General features: G+C 65.5%; 16 protein-coding genes. 3 read left to right on the top strand and 13 right to left on the bottom strand.

All coding sequences use genetic code 11. The annotated features are described in order from the left end of the window. Window positions 1-56: 56 nt before the first annotated feature. The 13 genes from K0S66_RS12040 to K0S66_RS11980 all read right to left on the bottom strand — a co-directional run bounded on the left by K0S66_RS12040 (window position 57) and on the right by K0S66_RS11980 (window position 16,313). On the bottom strand, window positions 57-251 hold the full coding sequence (locus K0S66_RS12040; protein WP_301075654.1) for a hypothetical protein: 195 nt from the start codon (window positions 249-251) through the stop codon (window positions 57-59). Beyond that, complete coding sequence (locus tag K0S66_RS12035) at window positions 244-573, bottom strand: hypothetical protein (RefSeq protein ID WP_301075653.1); 330 nt, start codon at window positions 571-573, stop codon at window positions 244-246. Before K0S66_RS12035 ends, K0S66_RS12040 begins: the two co-directional genes overlap by 8 nt. After that, window positions 573-1,460: a peptidylprolyl isomerase gene (locus tag K0S66_RS12030; RefSeq protein ID WP_301075652.1), complete on the bottom strand. Its 888-nt coding sequence runs from the start codon at window positions 1,458-1,460 to the stop codon at window positions 573-575. Before K0S66_RS12030 ends, K0S66_RS12035 begins: the two co-directional genes overlap by 1 nt. Next, complete coding sequence (gene narI, locus K0S66_RS12025; protein WP_301075651.1) at window positions 1,457-2,251, bottom strand: respiratory nitrate reductase subunit gamma; 795 nt, start codon at window positions 2,249-2,251, stop codon at window positions 1,457-1,459. The genes K0S66_RS12030 and narI overlap by 4 nt, the downstream gene beginning before the upstream one ends. Next, the gene (gene narJ, locus K0S66_RS12020) at window positions 2,248-2,961 is read right to left on the bottom strand and encodes a nitrate reductase molybdenum cofactor assembly chaperone (protein ID WP_301075650.1); all 714 of its coding nucleotides are present in this window, start codon (window positions 2,959-2,961) and stop codon (window positions 2,248-2,250) included. The genes narI and narJ overlap by 4 nt, the downstream gene beginning before the upstream one ends. After that, window positions 2,958-4,484 carry a nitrate reductase subunit beta gene (gene narH / locus K0S66_RS12015; RefSeq protein ID WP_301075649.1) on the bottom strand — a complete coding sequence of 509 codons (1,527 nt, stop codon included), beginning with the start codon at window positions 4,482-4,484 and terminating at the stop codon, window positions 2,958-2,960. The genes narJ and narH overlap by 4 nt, the downstream gene beginning before the upstream one ends. After that, entirely contained in the window at window positions 4,481-8,263 is a 3,783-nt protein-coding gene (locus tag K0S66_RS12010; protein WP_301075648.1) for a nitrate reductase subunit alpha, read from the bottom strand. Before K0S66_RS12010 ends, narH begins: the two co-directional genes overlap by 4 nt. Continuing rightward, the gene (locus K0S66_RS12005) at window positions 8,260-11,013 is read right to left on the bottom strand and encodes an MFS transporter (protein WP_301075647.1); all 2,754 of its coding nucleotides are present in this window, start codon (window positions 11,011-11,013) and stop codon (window positions 8,260-8,262) included. Before K0S66_RS12005 ends, K0S66_RS12010 begins: the two co-directional genes overlap by 4 nt. A 791-nt stretch (window positions 11,014-11,804) precedes the next feature. Further along, window positions 11,805-12,275 (bottom strand): DUF695 domain-containing protein, encoded by a 471-nt coding sequence (locus K0S66_RS12000; protein WP_301075646.1) that lies wholly within the window; start codon window positions 12,273-12,275, stop codon window positions 11,805-11,807. Beyond that, on the bottom strand, window positions 12,275-12,775 hold the full coding sequence (locus K0S66_RS11995; protein WP_301075645.1) for a DUF4262 domain-containing protein: 501 nt from the start codon (window positions 12,773-12,775) through the stop codon (window positions 12,275-12,277). The genes K0S66_RS12000 and K0S66_RS11995 overlap by 1 nt, the downstream gene beginning before the upstream one ends. A gap of 75 nt (window positions 12,776-12,850) precedes the next feature. Continuing rightward, window positions 12,851-13,162: a DUF6665 family protein gene (locus tag K0S66_RS11990; protein WP_301075644.1), complete on the bottom strand. Its 312-nt coding sequence runs from the start codon at window positions 13,160-13,162 to the stop codon at window positions 12,851-12,853. Between the two features lie 204 nt (window positions 13,163-13,366). Next, entirely contained in the window at window positions 13,367-14,011 is a 645-nt protein-coding gene (locus K0S66_RS11985; RefSeq protein ID WP_301075643.1) for a porin family protein, read from the bottom strand. 130 nt (window positions 14,012-14,141) lie between these two features. Continuing rightward, window positions 14,142-16,313 (bottom strand): TonB-dependent receptor, encoded by a 2,172-nt coding sequence (locus K0S66_RS11980; protein WP_301075642.1) that lies wholly within the window; start codon window positions 16,311-16,313, stop codon window positions 14,142-14,144. Window positions 16,314-16,426: 113 nt separating this feature from the next. Here K0S66_RS11980 and K0S66_RS11975 point away from each other — a divergent pair, with 113 nt between their 5' ends. Genes K0S66_RS11975 through K0S66_RS11965 form a run of 3 tightly spaced genes read left to right on the top strand, consistent with a single transcriptional unit; the run spans window position 16,427 to window position 18,605 of the window. Beyond that, window positions 16,427-16,750, top strand: coding sequence for a hypothetical protein (locus K0S66_RS11975; RefSeq protein WP_301075641.1), 324 nt, complete (start codon window positions 16,427-16,429; stop codon window positions 16,748-16,750). Further along, window positions 16,747-18,339 carry a PepSY-associated TM helix domain-containing protein gene (locus K0S66_RS11970; RefSeq protein ID WP_301075640.1) on the top strand — a complete coding sequence of 531 codons (1,593 nt, stop codon included), beginning with the start codon at window positions 16,747-16,749 and terminating at the stop codon, window positions 18,337-18,339. The genes K0S66_RS11975 and K0S66_RS11970 overlap by 4 nt, the downstream gene beginning before the upstream one ends. Continuing rightward, window positions 18,336-18,605 carry a hypothetical protein gene (locus K0S66_RS11965; protein WP_301075639.1) on the top strand — a complete coding sequence of 90 codons (270 nt, stop codon included), beginning with the start codon at window positions 18,336-18,338 and terminating at the stop codon, window positions 18,603-18,605. The genes K0S66_RS11970 and K0S66_RS11965 overlap by 4 nt, the downstream gene beginning before the upstream one ends. Window positions 18,606-18,660 lie beyond the last annotated feature (55 nt).

The following is an 18,660-nucleotide window of genomic DNA, read 5'->3' as shown; positions in this document are numbered from 1 at the left end:
CGCACCTGTATTCTTGTCAGCCGCGCTTCACCGCGCCGCGCCGCACGAGGGGCGCCTCAGATGATGAGGTAGCCCGTCACCACCAGGCAGATCGCGATCACGATCACCCAGATCACCGGCCAGCCTTCGCCTTCGCCCTCGGTGGCGGAGGTCGTGTCGATCGGTGCCGGTGAACTGGCGCCGGTGTCATATTGCGTCTCGGTACCGCTCTTGAGCGCGCGGTTGAGCTGCGTCTTCTGTCCGTCAGGCATGGGTCGCTCCCGCTTCGATGGTGTCTGAACGCGAGCGGCAGTCGGGCGCGGTCAGCCGCCAGTGGACCATCGCCGCAAGGCAGGTGGTGCCCGGATCGCTGCTGTCGCGCAGCCCGGACATCAGCGTCACCCAATCCTCTTCGCCGGCAAGGCGCGTGAAATCGGCGATCGCCATGCGCGCATAGCCTGACACGCTGAGGCCGAACCGCCCGGCCGCGGCGGCCGCATCACCGGCAAGTTCAGGATCGGTGTCGCCCAGCCATTGCTCGAGCCCGCCGGACGACCGCCGGGCAGAGGCCAGGATGTCGCCCAGCGTCGCCATCACTCGCCCCCGATCCGGATGCCCTCGACCCGGCCACGCTCGGCCAGCGCCGCGATGTAGCGGGCCGACGCCATGGTCCAGCTGCGCGCCTCCAGCATCTCGGCGATCTTCGGGCGCACCACCTCATAGGGCAGGGTGCGGCCGGGGATGCGGCGCTGCAGGCGAAGCACGTGCCAGCCGAAGCGCGTGCGCACCGGCCGGATCATGGTCGTCCCGTCGGCCATATGCTCCAGCGCCTCGTGGATCTCGCCCACCAGTTCGCCGCGGCGGACCTGGCCGAGTGACCCGTCCTGCTGCCTGGACGGGCAGCTCGAATGGGTGCGCGCGGCAACCGCAAAGGCGGCCGGATCATCGCCGACGGTCTGCGCGATCTCGCCCGCGCGCCGCTCCGCCACGGTCCAGGCGTCCGCCTCCGCGCTTTCGGGTTCGATCAGGATATGTGCCGCGTCGAACAGGTCCGGGGTGCGCAGCCGCTGCTGGTTCGCCGCATAATAACGCTGGCATTCGTCATCATCGGGCAGCTCCGGGCTGACCTCGGTTTCCAGGACGCAGCGGATCAGCGCATCGTCCTCCGGCTCGATCCGGCCGGCCTCGTCCTCCTCGGGCTCAGCCGTCAGATCGAGCCGCCGTGCCTCCTGAAGCAGCAATTCGCGCACGGCGAGCGCGCGCGCCGCCTCGGCCCAGGCGGTTTCCATGTCGGGCGCGGGGTGATGCTGGATCTCCTGCGCGATGCTCTCGGGATCGATCTCCACGCCATTGACGCGCACGTCGCCAAAGCTGGGCGGCGGGGGGAGGAGCGGTTCCGCCCCGCCGCAGCCGCCGCTGGCGCAGGCGGAGGGCATGCCGGTGCGCGGCGTCAGATCGAGCGTGTCTGCCTGTCGGGTCATATCGCCTGGTTCTCCTCGGCCTGCTGGCGAAGCATCGTGTCGCCGCCGTAGCTCGCCGCGCCGCCGGCCAGCCCGCGGGTGGGGGACAAATACCGTTTGCCGATCGGCAGGCGCGATCGGACGATCTGGTAGCCGGGCCGCATCAGGAACCAGACCGGCGCGCTCCAGATATGCACCAGCCGGGTGAAGGGGGTGATCAGGAATAGCGTCAGCCCCAGGATGATGTGGAGCTTGTAGACGAGCGCGACGTCCGCGATTTCCTCCGGCGCGCCCGGATTGAGCGTCAGGATGCCATTCGCCCAGTTCATGAATCGCAGCATCTCGCTGCCGTCGACGTGCCGGATCGTCCAGAAGGTGGTGAGGATGCCCAGCGTCAGCTGACACCAGATCAGCACCAGCACCATGATGTCGCCCCACGAGGAGCTGCGCCAGATGCGTGGATCGGCCAGCCGGCGATGCAGCAGCAGCGTGCAGCCGATATAGGCCATCACCCCTGCGATCCCGCCGACGATCAGCGCGGCGAGCTGCTTGAACTCATGCCCGATCCCCAGCCGATCGATCACCGTCACCGGCGTCAACAGCCCGACGAAATGGCCGACCAGCAGGATCAGCAAGCCCATGTGGAACAGGTTCGATCCCAGCACCATCTGGCGCCGGCGGAGGAACTGGCTGGATTGCGATCGCCAGCTGAACTGGCTGGCGTCGAAGCGAAGGATGCTGCCGACGATGAGGACGGTGACCGCCAGATACGGGTACCAGCCGAATGCGAGTTGGTTGATGAACGCGTTCATGCTCCCGTCTCCCTGTGGCCCGCATCCTTGCTGACCGCTCTGTTCGAGGCGCGGATCTTGGCGACGACGCCGGTCGGCCCGCCCATGTCGTGCGCGGCGGAGGCGAGGAAGGTGACGGGCGCTTCGGCCCATTCCTCGTCGATCTTCGCCGGATCGTCCGATGGCTGGCGTTCCTTCAGCTCCGACAGCGCCTCGGCATCGGGCTTCACGCCGGCCAGCGCGAGGAGCGCGTGGAAGATGCCGGCATAAGGCGCATCCCGCTCGTCCAGCCGCTCGGCCATCGCCGCAAAGACATGCGCCGGCTGCGCGAGGAAGGCGCGCGCTTCGCGCGGCGAAAGGCTGGAGGCATATTCGAGGAACACGGGCACGAAATCGGGCAATTCGCGCGTGTCGAGCAGGAAGCCGCTTTGGGCATATTGCTCGCCCAGGTCGATCATCGCCTGGCCGCGTTCCCGCCCATCACCATGGATATGTTCGAACAGGTGAAGCGACAGCCGGCGGGATCGGTCGAACAGGTCACTATAGGTGATCTGGAGATCGAGCAGATCGTCGCTGGCGAGGTTGCCCAGCAGCGGCTGGAGCTTGGCGAGCGCGGGCTTGCGCAGCGCGCCCTCCTCGCGCAGCACGTCGCTGATTTCCTGCGCATGGTGCTTCAGCTCTTCGGACGGGTAGCCCAGCAGCGCGGCGAGGGCCTTCAGCGTCATCCTCATGTCGGGGCATCCATGTAGCGCTTGCGCGGCGTTCGCTTGGCACCGCCGAACAAATTGACCTTGGTCGATCCGTTGCTGTCCTCGCGGAAGCCGAAGCCGCTGCTGCCGCGGAGGACATAGGCGTCCTCCTCCATTTCGCGGTGTGTTGTCGGGATCACGTAGCGATCCTCGTACGCCGCCAGCGCCATGAAGCGGTACATGTCCTCGATCTTGGCGCGGGTCAGGCCGACGCGTTCGGGGATCGTCTCGTCGATACGGCCGTCGATCGACTTGGCGCGCATATAGGCGCGCATCGCCAGCATCCGTTCGAGCGCCTCGGCGATCGGCTCCTCTTTGCCCGCGGTCAGCAGGTTGGCAAGGTAGCGCAGCGGGATACGCAGGCTGCGCACGTCGGGCATGCCGTCCTTGGCCGACATCTTGCCTGCTTCGGCCGCCGACTGGATCGGCGACAGCGGCGGCACGTACCAGACCATCGGGAGTGTGCGATATTCGGGGTGGAGCGGGAAGGCGACGCGCCATTCCACCGCCATCTTGTACACCGGCGATCGGGTGGCGGCCTCCAGCCACAGCTCGGGCACGCCGTCGCGCCGCGCGGCTTCCTGTACCTCCAGGTCGTTGGGATCGAGGAAGACGCCCAGTTGCGCCTCGTACAGATCCTGCGGATCCTCGACCGAGGCGGCGGCCTCGATCCGGTCGGCATCATACAGGACGACGCCGAGGTAGCGGATGCGCCCGACACAGGTTTCCGAGCAGACCGTCGGCTGGCCGGTCTCGATCCTGGGATAGCAGAAGATGCACTTCTCGGACTTACCGGTCGACCAATTGTAGTAGATCTTCTTGTACGGGCAGCCCGATACGCACATCCGCCAGCCGCGGCATTTCTCCTGGTCGATCAGGACGATGCCGTCTTCCGCCCTTTTGTAGATCGCGCCCGACGGGCAGGAGGCGAGGCAGGCGGGGTTGAGGCAATGTTCGCACAAGCGCGGCAGGTACATCATGAACGTCTGTTCGAACTGGCCGTAGATCTCCTTCTCGACCCCTTCGAAATTCTGATCCTGGCTGCGCTTCGAAAATTCGCCGCCCAGCATGTCTTCCCAATTGCCGCTCCACTCGATCTTGTTGAGCGCTTCGCCGGTCAGCAGCGAGCGGGGGCGGGCGGTGGGCTGTGCCTGAAGCTCGGGCGCTGCCTGCAGCCATTCATATTCAAACGTATAGGGTTCGTAGAAATCGTCGATTTCCGGCAGGTGCGGGTTGGCGAAGATCTTGGACAGGATGCGCCACTTCGATCCCTGCCGGGGCTGGATGCTGCCGTTCTTCTTGCGGATCCAGCCGCCCTTCCACCGCTTCTGGTTTTCCCAATCCTTGGGATATCCGATCCCGGGCTTGGTCTCGACATTGTTGAACCAGGCGTATTCGACGCCCTCGCGATTGGTCCAGACGTTCTTGCAAGTGATCGAACAGGTGTGACACCCGATACACTTGTCGAGGTTCAGCACCATGGCGATCTGCGCGCGGACTTTCATTCTGCGGCCTCCACATTGGATCCGGTGCCCCAGTCTGCGGTGCCGCCGGTCACATTGGCGTCGTCGTCTGCGCGCTTGTCGAACCAGTTCACCTGGCTCATCTTCCGCACGATCACGAACTCGTCCCGGTTCGCGCCTACCGTCCCGTAATAGTTGAAGCCGTAGGCGAGATGGGCGTAGCCGCCGATCATGTGGGTCGGCTTCATGTTGATCCGGGTGACCGAATTATGGACCCCGCCGCGCTGGCCGGTGATTTCCGAACCGACCGTGTTCACCAGCTTTTCCTGCGCGTGGTACATGATCGCCGATCCGGGCATGATCCGCTGCGACACGATCGCCCGCGCGGTCACCGCGCCGTTGATGTTGAACACCTCGATCCAGTCATTGTCCTCGATCCCGGCGGCGGTCGCATCGTCCTCGCTGATCCAGACCGTCGGGCCGCCGCGGCTGAGGCTCAGCAGCAGGAGGTTTTCCGAATAGGTCGAATGGATGCCCCATTTCTGGTGCGGGGTGAGGATGTTGAGCAGGATTTCCTTGTTGCCGTTGGGCAGCTGCCCAACGACGTCATGGACCGTCTTGGTGTCGATCGGCGGTCGCCAGGTGACCAGGCCCTCGCCGAACGCGCGCATCCACAGATGATCCTGATAAAGCGATTGCCGCCCGGTCAGCGTGCGCCACGGGATGCGTTCGTGGACGTTGGTGTAACCGGCGTTGTAGCAGACCTTCTCGCTCTCCAGCCCGGACCAGATGGGGGAGGAGATGATCTTGCGCGGCTGCGCGGCGACGTCGCGGAAGCGGATCTTCTCCTCCTCCTTGCCCTCCGCCAGATGGCGGTGCTGGCGGCCGGTGGTGCGTTCCAGCGCCTCCCACGCCTTCAGCGCCACTTCGCCGTTCGTCTCGGGCGCGAGCATCAGGATCGTCTCGCAGGCGTCGATGTCGGTGTTGATCCGCGGCCGCCCCTCGGCATGGCCCTCCGCCACCCGCCCGTTGAGGTCGCCGAGCAGCTCGACCTCGTGGCTGGTGTCCCAGTTGATCCCCTTGCCGCCGTTGCCCAGCTTTTCCAGCAGCGGCCCCATCGACGTGAAGCGCGCGAACGTCTCCGGATAGTTGCGCTCGACGATCTGGACGTTGGGCATCGTCTTGCCCGGGATCGGCTCGCATTCGCCCTTCAGCCAGTCCTGCGGTTCATAGGGCTGGGCGAGTTCGCCCGGGCTGTCGTGCAGGATCGGGGAGAGGACGACATCCTGCTCGATGCCCAGCACCTCGGGGCAGATTTCGGAGAACTTTTCCGCGATCGAGCGGAAGATGTTCCAGTCGCTCCGGCTTTCCCACGCCGGATCCACCGCCGCGGTCAGCGGGTGGATGAACGGGTGCATGTCGGACGTGTTGAGGTCGTGCTTTTCGTACCAGGTCGCGGTCGGCAGCACGATGTCGGAATACATGCTGGTGGTCGACATGCGGAAATCGATGTTGACCATCAGGTCGAGCTTCCCGACCGGTGCCTCGTCGCGCCACACCACGTCCTGCGGCCGGTCAATCCGCTCGGCATCCTCGTCGGTGCCGACCACGCCGTGCAGCGATCCCACCAGGTGCTTCAGGAAATATTCGTGGCCCTTGCCGCTCGCGCCCAGCACGTTCGATCGCCAGAAGAACATGTTGCGCGGCCAGTTCTGCGGATTGTCGGGATCAAGGCTCGCTGGCTTGATCACGCCGGTCTTCCACCCTTCGGCGACGGCGTTGCCCGGATCGGTCTGGCTCTCGTGCAGCCGCCGGCCAAGCTCCAGCGGGTTCATCTGCAGCTGTGGCGAGGAGGGGAGCCAGCCCATCCGCTCCGCCTTGGCATTATAATCCAGCATGCTGCCCGACCAGTCGCCCTCGGGCGCCAGCGGCGACAGGATCTCGGACATGCGCAGCGTCTCGTAGCGCCACTGGTCGGTGTGCGCGTAGAAGAAGCTGGTGCCGTTCATCTGGCGGGGCGGGCGAGTCCAGTCGAGCGCGAAGGCGAGCGGCAGCCAACCGGTCTGCGGGCGCAGTTTCTCCTGGCCGACATAATGCGACCAGCCGCCGCCCGACTGGCCCACGCATCCGCACATCACGAGCAACGCGATGATCCCGCGATAGCTCATGTCCATATGGTACCAATGGTTGAGCCCCGCGCCCAGGATCACCATCGAACGGCCCTTGGTCACTTCGGCATTGGCCGCGAACTCCCGCGCGACCTGGATGATCGCCTGGCGCGGAACGCCCGTCACCTTCTCTGCCCAGGCCGGGGTGAAGGGCACGTCGTCGTCGAAGGTCGCGCCGACATTCTCGCCGCCGAAGCCGCGATCGACGCCGTAATTGGCGCACATCAGGTCGAACACGGTGGTGACCGCCGCACTGCTGCCGTCCGCCAGGGTCACGCGCCGCAGGGGCACGTTGCGCAGCAGGATCTCGTCATGGTTGGTCGCGACGAAATCGTGCGGCGCGGTGGACCCGAAATAGGGGAAGGCGACCGGCTCGACCGCGTCATGATGCTGCGCCAGCGTGGTGCGCAGCCGCGTCTCGTTGCCGTTGCCGTCCTTCTCCTCGAGGTTCCACTTGCCGGTTTCGCCCCAGCGGAAGCCGGAGGAACCGCGCGGCGCGACCAGCTCACCCGACACATCGTCGATCGCCACCGGCTTCCAGTCGGTATTGTTCACCTCGCCCAGCGCCCCGTCGAGGTCGGCGGCGCGCAGCAGGCGGTCGGGAACCAGCTTGCCGTCGCGCTCGACCAGCCGGACGAGGAACGGGAAGTCGGAATATTGCCGCGTGTAATCGGTAAAATATTCGACCTGCCGATCGACGTAGAACTCCTTCAGCACGACATGGCCAAGCGCCAACGCCAGCGCCGCGTCCGTCCCCTGCTTGGGGTGGAGCCACATGTCGGAGAATTTCGCCGATTCGTTGTAATCGGGCGCGATGACGACGCTCTTGGCGCCGCGATAGCGGACCTCGGAATAGAAATGCGCGTCGGGCGCGCGCGTCATCGGGATGTTCGATCCCCAGACGAGCAGGAATCCCGCATTGTACCAGTCGGCGCTTTCCGGAACGTCGGTCTGCTCGCCCCAGGTCTGCGGCGACGACGGCGGCAGATCGCAATACCAGTCGTAGAAGCTGAGCAGCGTGCCGCCGATCAGCGACAGATAGCGGCTGCCGGCGGCGTAGGAGATCATCGACATCGCCGGGATCGGGGAAAATCCCGCGACCCGGTCGGGCCCATATTCCTTGATCGTATAGGCGTTGGCCGCCGCGATGATCTCGGTCGCCTCGTCCCACCCGATCCGCACGAAGCCGCCACGACCGCGCTTCGACACCCAGTCGCGGCGCTTGTCGGTGTTCTGCACGATCGACTTCCACGCCGCGACCGGCGCCATCGTCTTGCGCGCCTCGCGCCAGTGGCGGATCAGCCGCGCGCGGACGAGCGGGTATTTGATGCGCGTGCCGGAATACAGATACCAGCTGTAGCTTGCGCCACGCGGGCAGCCGCGCGGCTCATGATTGGGCAGGTCGGGCCGGGTGCGCGGGTAATCGGTCTGCTGCGTTTCCCAGGTGACGATCCCGCCCTTGACGTAGATCTTCCACGAACATGATCCGGTGCAGTTCACGCCATGGGTGGAGCGCACGATCTTGTCCGCCGCCCAGCGCTTGCGATACGCATCCTCCCACGCCCGCGTCTCGTCCGTGGTGATGCCCAGGCCGTCGGAGAACTTCTCCTGCGCCCGGCGGAAATACGTCAGGCGGTCGAGGAAATGGCTCATGAATAAGCTCCGCTGGTCTGGTCGCGCTTGCCAGGGCCTTGGGGTGGGGTGGCGAGGCTGGGGCGCGATCCGAAGATGCCGCGCGGGCCGCTGTAGGCGACCCAGGTCAGGGCCGCGCAGCTGAGGTAGAAGACGAAGAAGGCCCACAGCGCGCCGTCGGCCGAACCGCTGCTGCTGATCGACCAGCCATAGGCCTTGGGGATGTAGAAGGCGCCGTAGGCTGCGATCGCCGAGATGAAGCCGACGATCGCGGCGGACTCGCGATCGGCATGCAGCCGGCGCTCACCCTCGGGCATTTCGGCGTGCGACGCGTCGAACACGCGGCGCATGATCCCGGGCACCATCTGGAAGGTGGAGGCATTGCCCACGCCGCTGACGAAGAACAGCAGCAGCACCATGCCGAAGAAGCCGGGGAAGCTGCGCGCGTCGAGCGACCAGATCATGCCGATGATCGCGATCGCCTGGACGATGAACACCCAGAAGCTGACCTTCGCGCCGCCGATCCGGTCGGACAGTCCGCCGCTGCCGGCCCGCGCCAGCGCGCCGACCAGCGGGCCGAGGAAGGCGTAGTGGAGCGCGTCCACTTCCGGGAAGACCAGCTTGGACAGCAGCGGGAAGCCCGCCGACATGCCGATGAACGTCCCGAAGGTGCCGGTGTAGAGCCAGCACATCAGCCACGTATCGCGCCGGCCGAAGATCGTGGCCTGATCGGCGAAGGAGGATTTGGCGCTGAGGATGTCGTTCATCCCGAACCACGCGGCGACGGTCCCGATCAGCACCGGCGGGATCCAGATGAAGCCGGCGTTCTGCAGCCACAGGCTCGTGCCGTCGTTCGCCACCTGCGCCTGGCCGCCGAGCGCGCCGAACAGGCTCATGGTGATCGCCACCGGCACCACCAGCTGCATGACGCTGACGCCGAGATTGCCGATGCCGGAATTGATCGCCAGCGCGCGGCCCTTTTCCGACGCGGGATAGAAGAAACTGATGTTCGCCACCGATGAGGCGAAATTGCCGCCGCCGAAACCGCACAGCAGCGCCAGCACCAGGAAGATGAAGAACGGCGTTCCCGGGTTCTGCACGGCATAGCCGATGCCGAAGGCGGGGATCAGCAGCGAGGCGGTCGACAGCGTGGTCCACAGCCGCCCGCCGAAGATCGGGACGAGGAAGGCGTAGAAGATGCGCAGCGTCGCGCCCGATATGCCCGGCACCGCGGCCAGCCAGAACAATTGGTCGGTGGTGAAATCATAGCCGATGCTGGGCAGCCGCGCGACGACGACGCTCCACACCATCCACACCGCGAAGGACAAGAGCAGGCAGTAGGTCGAAATCCACAGGTTGCGCTGGGCAACGGGGCGCCCTGTCGTCCGCCAGAACTCCGGATCGTCGGGCCGCCATTCGGCGATCGGCCCGGCGCGCAGCGGCGGGCGCTTCATGCCGGGATCGCCCATGCCGCGAAACTCGGGCAGCTCGGGGCTTTGCGGCACGTTGGCGGCCGCCGACGCCTCGCGTTCCATGTGATGGATCGCGCCGTGCATCCAGAGGAGCGAGACCAGCACGATCAGGAACAGCAGCGCAAAGCAGCTCGTCCAGATGCCGGTCAGATCGTTCAGCGCACCAAAGGCGAGCGGCAGGATGAAGCCGCCCAGCCCGCCGATCATCCCGACGAGCCCGCCGACCGCGCCGACATGGTTCGGGTAATAGACCGGGATGTGCTTGTAGACCGCTGCCTTCCCCAGGCTCATGAAGAACCCGAGTAGGAAGATGACGATCAGGAACGGCACCAGCCCCATCGAGGTGCTGAACGTGATCGGGCCGTTGACGCCGTCGATGACATAAGTGGTCGGCGGGTACGACAGCAGAAACGTGCACAGTACCGATACGATGAAGGTGGCGTACATCACCTTGCGCGCGCCGTAGCGATCCGACAGCGTGCCGCCGTAGATGCGGAACAGGCTGGCCGGTACCGAGTAAAAGGCGGCGAGCATCCCCGCGGTGCGGATGTCGAGGCTGTACACCCCGATCAGATACCGCGGCAGCCACATGGCCAGCGCCACGAAGCCGCCGAAGACGAAGAAGTAGTAAAGCGAGAAACGCCACACCTGAACGTTGCGCAGCACCTTCAGCTGGCTCACCATGCTCTCGGCCTTCTGGCCGCCGCGCTGGCGCGCGTGCTGGTCAGGATCCTCCGGCGTCACGAACAGGAAGATCACCCCCATCAGGATGATCGCCGCGGCCCAGATCTGCGCCACCATCTCCCAACCCATCGCGACCATCACGAACGGCGCGAAGAACTTGGTCACTGCCGCGCCAATGTTGCCTGCGCCGAAAATGCCGAGCGCGGTGCCCTGACGCTCGGCGGGGTAGAATTTGGAGACATAGGCCACGCCGACCGAGAAGGAGCCGCCAGCCAGCCCGACGCCCAGCGCCGCGAGCAGCAGCTGGGGATAGGTGTGCGCATAGGACATCAGGAACGTGGCGATGCCCGACAGCACCATGACGGCGGCGAACACCCGCCGACCGCCGATCTGATCGGACCAGACGCCCAGGAACACGCGCACCAGCGATCCGGTTAGGATAGGGGTCCCGGTCAACAGGCCGAACTGGGTCTCGGTCAGCCCCAGTTCGTCTTTGACGCCAAGGCCGACGATCGAGAAGATCGTCCACACCGCGAAACAGACGGTAAAGGCGATCGTGCTCGTCCAAAGCGCCCGATCCGCACCCGCTTTTTTCCCTGCGACATCATCCGACATTTTTGTCGTTGTCCCATCAGCCGAACCTTCTTCGACCGCTGGGTATTCTGCGCTTTTACCAGTCCGCGCAGTCAGTAAACCTCCCTAGGGCCGCGCCATTCGCCGGCTTGCGGGGGCAGCCGGGGCGCAGCAGGTTTCAGGGCCGGGGCGCGGCTCGCCGATCCTTTGCGTGCGTACAATTCCGAATACCGGGAATCACCGCCGATCAGCACACGCCTTCCATTCCGAAGGTTTGTCGGAAGCGGCTGAGGCAGCTTCATGGCAAAAAAGATCTTCGTTCTGGGTGGCGACGGCTTCTGCGGATGGCCCACCGCGCTCCATCTATCCGCGCTCGGTCACGAGATCGTGATCATCGACAATCTGTCGCGGCGCCGCATCGATGCCGAGATGGGCGTGCGCAGCCTGACGCCGATCGCGTCGATCGATACGCGCCGCGTCGCTGCTGGGGCTCTTCGCCAATGCGGATGCGGAGCGCTTCAGCTACAACGGCTATGGCACGCTGCTGACCGCGCGCACCCCGCTCAGCGAGGGGTTGGAGGCCTACGGCCGCCTCTACCTCGTCCATCGCGATTACAAGGCGCCGTTCTCCGGGGTGTATCCGTACAAGCGCAAGGACACGCAGCTGCGCCTGACAGGCGGCTTGGAGAAGAGACTGGACGAACGCTTCAGCCTGTTCGGCGAGGCGGGCTATGCACGCAACAACTCAAACGTCCGACCCGCCGCTATGACGGGTTCGTCGGCCGGGTCGGCATCCTGTTCCGGCAGTGAGCGGGCGCAGCGGGCCACCTTCATCACTCTTCCGCCGCGGCGCTCCGCCGTCGATCGCGGATCTGCTGAAGCGCGTCCGGCCCGGGGAACAGGAGATTCAGATACAGCGACCATTCGGCGTCGGCGTGGCCGGTGATGGTGAAGCGGTACGGCACATGCCGCGCCATCGCGGCGCCGATCACGTCCGACAGCGCAGCCGGATCCGCCGTATAGAAATAGAAGACGCGCGAGCCCCGCGCGGTCAGCCGTCCCGCATAGATGCTCTGTTCCGCAGCGGCGGCGGCGCTCAGATCATCCTCAAGGCTGATCAGCGTGTCGAACTCCGCGTCGCCGGACATTCCCCGGTCGGTCGGGTGCAGCAAGGGCACCGACACAATTGTCACCTCCGCATGCGTCGCGATCGGCGCGTCGGTTCTCAGGCCAAGGTTCAGGTAGATGGACCCGAGATCGTCCCCCAGCCGGCACAAATAATGGTCCCAATCGTCGCCCATCATCAATCTGCCCGATGGGCAGCCCAGCCCATCTCCGTCAGGTCGACCTGATCCGACGCGAACGTGCGATCAAACCCGTCCTCCCAAGGGAAAACGCCCGACCGATCGGGCCAGACGATCTGAAGGCAGGAAAAGCCATCACCGCGATAGAACCACCGGCTCCAGCCCAGATAGGCCGCGAAATTCCTGGGCGCGACGGGGAAAAGGTACGCCGGCAGGTTGGAGAAAACCTCCGCGGTGCGGCGACCGACCGGCATCGCAAGACCGCTGCTGGCACGCCGATACAGCGCCCAGAAGATGTCATGGACGACATCATCCGCGGTGCTGAAGATCACCAGTTCAGGCTGCTGCGCCGTTACGCCGAACCCCGTGGTGAAGGAGAAACCGGGCTTCCCCTCCTCCGCCAATGCAGCAGTCCGCAACCAGCCATGCTGGCGAATAGTGTCGCAAAAGGATCGCTCGGCCTCGTCGAGAGTATCGGGCGGAAGATCGAGCGCGGTCATCATGGGTCGATGATGCGCGTAGCGGGGTTAACAATCCCGCCTCAGTGGAAGGGAGGTCGAATGCTTTTCGCGTACCTATCGCGCGCCCATTCGCGCCAATACTTCGCGCGGTATGCCATAGTCGTCGATGATGCCCTGGTGGGAATAGAGCCCGCACAGTTCGCGCTGCACGAAATAGCTGTGCGCCGCATCGGCCGCTGCCTGGATCAAAGGCGCGCGGTCGGCACCCTCCGCTGCTTCGCTCAACAGCGCGAGCTTCGCGGCGAGTTTCTTCCCCGCGCGGCCCAATGAAGCGGCCTTCTCGGCGAGAACCTCATGGTTGAAAGCGTCATTCGCCCGATCGGGGAAGAAGGACGATCCCAGGTCTTGCGGAAGTCTCAACGACATGGCGATCGGCTCCGATCAGGCAGCGATTGAGCGGCGGGTCCCGTTGCTACAATCGGCGGCCGGGGAGGGCAATCGCCCGCTTCTCCCCCGGGACTGCCAGGCCAGCGTCCACGCTGAGCAACCGCATGAAAGTGCGGCCCCAGGAACCCGGCGTACCACGCTATGAAGATGTCCTCATATCGTGGTACGCCAGCTTGGATCGTGTCAGAACCGCAGGCCGACACCCGCAACGATCTGGTGCCGCTGCGGCCGAAACTTGGCATAGCTGATGCCGTCGTCGAACTTGTCGCTCGAATAATTGGTGAAGACGTATTCGAGCTTTCCGTAGACGTTGTTGGTAACCATCACTTCGCCGCCCGCACCCAGGTGGAAGCCCCCGTAATTGTCCTTCAAACGGAAGCGAATGTCCGGAAACGCCGGATCGTCATCGGTGAACTTCAGCTGGCCGTTGGAATAACCACCCTTCAAATAAACGACGCCATTCGAGGTGACGTAGCCGACCCGGGCACCCACCGTGAAATTGCGTCCGAACTTGAGGCATTCCCGATCTCCATCTGGAGCGGTTTCACAATCCTTGACGCTGGATCCTTCAACCCCGACGTAGCCGCCGACGAGCACGGAGCTGTCCGTGACGTAATCATACCCCGCCTCGACGCCATAGACGACGCCGCTCTTTCCATTCTTCTCGTTCACCCGGAAGTCGATGTCGCGAACTTCCTGCTTGAACTCGCCTCGATCCCAGCCGAAGCGCGCCTCGACACGCCCGCCCGAGGTGATCGGACCCGCGGTCTGCGCGACAGCTGGCGCAGCGAGGAAGCACGCAAGCGCGCCTGCAATCAGATACCTCATATCGCCTCACCCAGTTGCGCCCGAATTAACTCTTCCGGGCAACGGCCGCATACGCGCCAGTGAGACGACGAAACTATGCGTAGCTGTACCTAATCGGGCGGCGCATCACGCCGATGCGCCGCCCTGCCGATCAGAAGCGGAAGCCCAGCGTCGCCATGACGTTGCGTGGTGCGGCGATGAAACAGTCGCCGCGCGCCAGGCAGGAGGCAAAGGCGCGTTCGTCGAACAGGTTGGTCGCGTTGACGGCGAGGCGCCACTGGTTCCAGCTGACCTCCGCCAGCGCGTCCACCGTCGTGCGCCCCGGCGTGACGATGGTGTAGAGCGTGCCGGGCGCGATCGCCGGGTTCAGGCCATAAGGGTCGATCGGCCCGGTCGACTTGCTCTCGCCGCTGTAAACGACGCCCGCGCCCAGCCGCAGCTGCGGGCCATCGGTGGTGCCGAACGTCTTGGTCGACCACACGGACGCGGTGTGGCGCGGCATGTAATCCAGGCTGGTGTTCACTTCCGACGCCAGCTCGCTGTAGCCGTAGTTGACCAGCAGCTCAAAATTGCCCGGCAGGGTGTGGCGCCCCTCGAATTCGACGCCCTTGGTGGTCAGCTCGCCCGACTGGGTGGTGGCGTTGTTGGCGAGATACAGGACGCGGTTGCGTTCCTTGATGTGAAATCCGGTGACGGTGACGAGTGTGGCCGGGGTCGGCTGCCACTTCACGCCGGCTTCATATTGCGTCCCGGTCTGCGGCTTGTACGGATTACCCGGCACGCCGCCCGGGCCGCTCAGCCGGCCCGCGATCGGCAGGAAGCTCTCGGTATAGCTGAAGAAGGGCGAGAAGCCCGCGCCGACCTCTCCGATGATTCCCGCGCGGAACGTGGTGGCATTATCCTCCTGGCCCGATGAGTTGGTGACATGGTCACGCCGCGCGCCGACGATCACCGATACACGATCGAACAGGCGGATCTGGTCCTGCACATAAACGCCCAGCTGCTTCTGCGATTCATTGATGAACGGACCGGTCGGATCATACGTCTTCAGCGCATCATAATCGATGTCATACAGGTCGACGACCTCTTGCGTCGTCACCACGCTGCGCTTGCCGACCTTGTTCCAGCTATAGTCCAGCCCGACGAGCAGCGTGTGCTCGATATTGGCGCCGGTGTTGAACGTGAACTGCAGATTGTTGTCGGTGGAGAACACGTTCATCCGCGCGTCGCTGGCGTCGGCGGTCAGGCCGATCAGGCGCCCGTTGGTGCCATAGACCGAAAAGGGATCGGTCGGATTGGTGTAGCTGTCGGCATAATGGGTGAAATATTCGAGGTCGCTGTCGATGTAGCGCGCTTTCAGGCTCAGCCGGACATTGTCGGAGAACCGGTGGACCAGCTGCCCGCCGCCCTGCAGCGAACGGCCATTGTAGCGGTCCCACCCCGCCTTGCCGACGAACGTATAGGGGTCGAGCCGCGCGGCCGGATTGGACGGATTGGGGCGGAACGTGCCGACGATCGGCAGGAATTGCGAGGTCGAACCGGTTTCGTCGCGCTGGTACAGGCCGGTCAGGATGATGTCGGTCGCCGCGGTCGGCTGCCAGCGGATCGAGGGCGCGAACATCACGCGATCGTCGGGGACATGATCGATATAGGTGTCCGCGTCGCGCACCCGCGCCACCGCGCGCACCGCCAGCGTGTCGGTCAGCGCGACGTTGACGTCGCCCAGCACTTCCTTTCGGTCATAGCTGCCATAGACCAGGTTCAATTCGCCGCCGGTGCGGAATTCCGGCACCTTGGATACCAGGTTGACGAGGCCGCCGATCGATCCCTGGCCGAACAGCACCGATGCCGGGCCGCGAAGGATCTCCACGCGCGAGAAATTGTAAGGGTCGGACGTGATGCTGGCGTAATAAGAGAAGATGTCGCGCATGCCGTCGCGGAATTGCAGCGCGTTGATGCCGCGCACGTTGAACCCGTCGACGCGGGTGTCGCGACCATAAGGGTTGGCGAGCACGCCGGCGGCATATTTCACCGTGTCGCTGATGTTGATCGCGCCCTGCGACAGATAGGTGTCCGATTCGATGATCGTTAGCGGCTGGGGCACCTCGATTAGCGGCGTTTCGGTCTTCGTGCCGGTCGTGCCGGCAACGATGACGATCTCGTCGTCGGGGCTCGTCGCGTTCCCGCGATCCGTCGCGGCGGCGCGTTCGGCGGGGGTCGCGGCGGCCTCTGCGGCGGAAGGGGCAGGCGCCGCTTCCTGCGCGCTGGCGGCCTGGCTCAGCAGCACGCTTGCCACCCCTGCCGCCACGATCAGTTTCGCCATTGTCCACCCTTCCGATTAGATTTCGTTCGTTGCCGGCGCCTCTAAATGGGTGCGAAAGATTATCAATAGCATTTTTCTTGCCATCGCCGGAGCGAGTTTCTATTCCCTGCCGCATGGCCGAGGCGACCTCTCCAGCGCAGCTTTCCGCGAGTAAATGGGCGCGGATTCTTCTGGCAGGGCCAGGTGCGATCATCGTGACGCTGGCGGTGCTGGCCGGCACGCCGCTGTGGCTGCCGGGCGGTGCGGCGGGGATCGACAATCTCGCGATTCCCCTCGTGCTCGCGCCGCTGGTGTGGGCGCTGCTGTTCTTTCACGCCTGCCTCGATCGGCGGCTGTCGCGAGTCGCGCTGATCGCGGGCGCCCTGTTTCTTGTCCACGGCGGCCTGGTTGCCGCCCGAATGATGGCCAGCCCCCCGGCGGCGGAGACGAACGGATGATCAATCTGAGGAAGGATCAGACCAAGGCGATGGTCGCGGTCCATGGCTGGTCCGGGATCCTGCTTGGCCTGTTGCTTTATGCGGTGGTGCTCACCGGTACCGCGGCGGTGTTCGCGCATGAGATCGGCGCATGGTCCGCGGGCCATGTCGCGACCCGCTCATCCTTCGCCCAGCCGGTCGATGCGACGCTGCGCCGCCTGACCGACCAGACGCCGGCGCGCTATCGCGAGGCGGTCAACATCTGGGAAACCGGCGACCACGGGCTCGGCGTCTTCTTCCACCGTCACGAAACGGGCGCGGACGGCGTGCCGACCGAGGCGGGCGTCTTCTACCAGCTCGATCATCAGGGCCGCGTGCTGAACGCCACCACGGGCAATATCGACGACCTGTTCGGCCCGCGCAACGACGACGCGCTCAGCACCTTTCTGGTCGACACTCATGTCCGCCTGCACGTGCCCAATCCCTGGGGGCTGGTGCTGACCGGCATTCTGGGCCTCGCGATGCTCGTCGCCGCGGTATCCGGGCTGCTGATCCACCGCCATCTGTTCAAGGACATCTTCACGCTTCGCCGCCGGGCGAAGCCGGTGCTGGCGACGCGCGACATGCACAGCGTTGCCGGAACCTGGAGCCTGCCCTTCGCCTTCGTGCTGGCGTTCACCGGCAGCTTCTTCTCTTTCTATGGCACCGTCGGGCTGCCGGTCGTCGCGGCGGCAGCGTTCAGCGGCGACGTGGAGGCATTGCAGCACGCGGTTTTCGGCAACCCCGGCACGCCCGATCCGCGCGCCACGCCGGCCGGCAATCTCGACCGGATCACCAGCGACGCGATCCGCCGCACCGGCGAAGTGCCGACCTTTGTCGCGATCGAGAATTTCGGCCGCGCCGATGCCACCGTCACCAGCTACCACAACCCTCGGTCGGGCGATCTGGAGCCGGTTGCGCTGCTGTATAACGGCGCCACGGCGGCGTTCATCCGCGCCAAGCCGCAGGTCGGTGCCCAGCCGTCCGCCGGCGGCACGCTGGTCGGCATCATGGGGCCGCTCCATTTCGGCAATTTCGCCGGCATGCTGTCAAAGGCGATCTGGTTCGGGCTCGGTTTCGCCATGTGCTACGTCACCTTCACGGGGATGCGGCTGTGGGTGATCCGCCGGCGTGACGATGCCCGCTCGCTGATCTGGCTGGAACGCACGGTCACCGTGGTGGGCCATGGCCTGCCGCTGGGGCTGGTCGTCGCGGCTGCGGCGTTCCTGGTGACGATGCCGCTCGGCACTGCGGTCTATTGGACGACAACGGCGTTCCTCATCGCGGCGGCAGCCGCGATCCTCGCCGGCGTGCTGGCGCGCAGCAACGACCGGCTGACACTGCTGCTGAAGGGCGCCACCGGCGTGGTGATGCTGTCCTTGCCCGTGCTCCGGCTGCTGGTCGCTGGCGGCCCCGGCTGGGCGGAGGCGATCTCGGGTGGCCAGCCGGTCATCGCCGCGCTCGACCTCGCCTTTGTCATCGCCGGCGTCTGGCTGGTCCGCGGCAGCCTGAACACTGCGCCACGGGTCGCGCCGGCGCGGGCGGCCCGTCTGGATCCGGTGGAGGCATGACCACCGTCGTGCTCGCCCTGCTGGCGCTCGCAATCTCGGCCTTGCCGGTGTTCCTGCTGTGCCTCGGCGATCCCAAGCGGCGGCGCACCGCCGGGGAGGGCGGCGATCCAACCGGTCGCAACCGCCGCCTGCTGGTCGCCGCGGCCTGCGCGCCGGGACTTGGTTGCGCGTTGCTGGGCAACAGCGCCGCCTTCATGCTGTGGCTGGGCGGCGCGGCCTTGCTCGGCTGGCTGGCGGCCAGCAGCTTCGCGCGCCGGCCGGGCTGACCGCCGCCGCAGGGGCTGACCACCGGGGCTGGCGGCCGGGCCAACGGCAGCCGCT

Source organism: Sphingomonas sp., assembly GCF_029239295.1.
Classification (GTDB): domain Bacteria; phylum Pseudomonadota; class Alphaproteobacteria; order Sphingomonadales; family Sphingomonadaceae; genus Sphingomonas.
This window is presented reverse-complemented; position numbering and strand designations above follow the sequence as displayed.

Coding starts and splice junctions, on each gene's coding strand:
- K0S66_RS12030 (WP_301075652.1), bottom strand. CDS start 1,460: ATGACCCGACAGGCAGACACGCTCGATCTGACGCCGCGCACCGGCATG.
- K0S66_RS11990 (WP_301075644.1), bottom strand. CDS start 13,162: ATGTCGTTGAGACTTCCGCAAGACCTGGGATCGTCCTTCTTCCCCGAT.
- K0S66_RS12035 (WP_301075653.1), bottom strand. CDS start 573: ATGGCGACGCTGGGCGACATCCTGGCCTCTGCCCGGCGGTCGTCCGGC.
- K0S66_RS11975 (WP_301075641.1), top strand. CDS start 16,427: ATGGCCGAGGCGACCTCTCCAGCGCAGCTTTCCGCGAGTAAATGGGCG.
- narH (WP_301075649.1), bottom strand. CDS start 4,484: ATGAAAGTCCGCGCGCAGATCGCCATGGTGCTGAACCTCGACAAGTGT.
- K0S66_RS12005 (WP_301075647.1), bottom strand. CDS start 11,013: ATGTCGGATGATGTCGCAGGGAAAAAAGCGGGTGCGGATCGGGCGCTT.
- K0S66_RS11970 (WP_301075640.1), top strand. CDS start 16,747: ATGATCAATCTGAGGAAGGATCAGACCAAGGCGATGGTCGCGGTCCAT.
- K0S66_RS11995 (WP_301075645.1), bottom strand. CDS start 12,775: ATGACCGCGCTCGATCTTCCGCCCGATACTCTCGACGAGGCCGAGCGA.
- narJ (WP_301075650.1), bottom strand. CDS start 2,961: ATGAGGATGACGCTGAAGGCCCTCGCCGCGCTGCTGGGCTACCCGTCC.
- K0S66_RS12040 (WP_301075654.1), bottom strand. CDS start 251: ATGCCTGACGGACAGAAGACGCAGCTCAACCGCGCGCTCAAGAGCGGT.
- K0S66_RS12000 (WP_301075646.1), bottom strand. CDS start 12,275: ATGATGGGCGACGATTGGGACCATTATTTGTGCCGGCTGGGGGACGAT.
- K0S66_RS12010 (WP_301075648.1), bottom strand. CDS start 8,263: ATGAGCCATTTCCTCGACCGCCTGACGTATTTCCGCCGGGCGCAGGAG.
- narI (WP_301075651.1), bottom strand. CDS start 2,251: ATGAACGCGTTCATCAACCAACTCGCATTCGGCTGGTACCCGTATCTG.
- K0S66_RS11980 (WP_301075642.1), bottom strand. CDS start 16,313: ATGGCGAAACTGATCGTGGCGGCAGGGGTGGCAAGCGTGCTGCTGAGC.
- K0S66_RS11985 (WP_301075643.1), bottom strand. CDS start 14,011: ATGAGGTATCTGATTGCAGGCGCGCTTGCGTGCTTCCTCGCTGCGCCA.
- K0S66_RS11965 (WP_301075639.1), top strand. CDS start 18,336: ATGACCACCGTCGTGCTCGCCCTGCTGGCGCTCGCAATCTCGGCCTTG.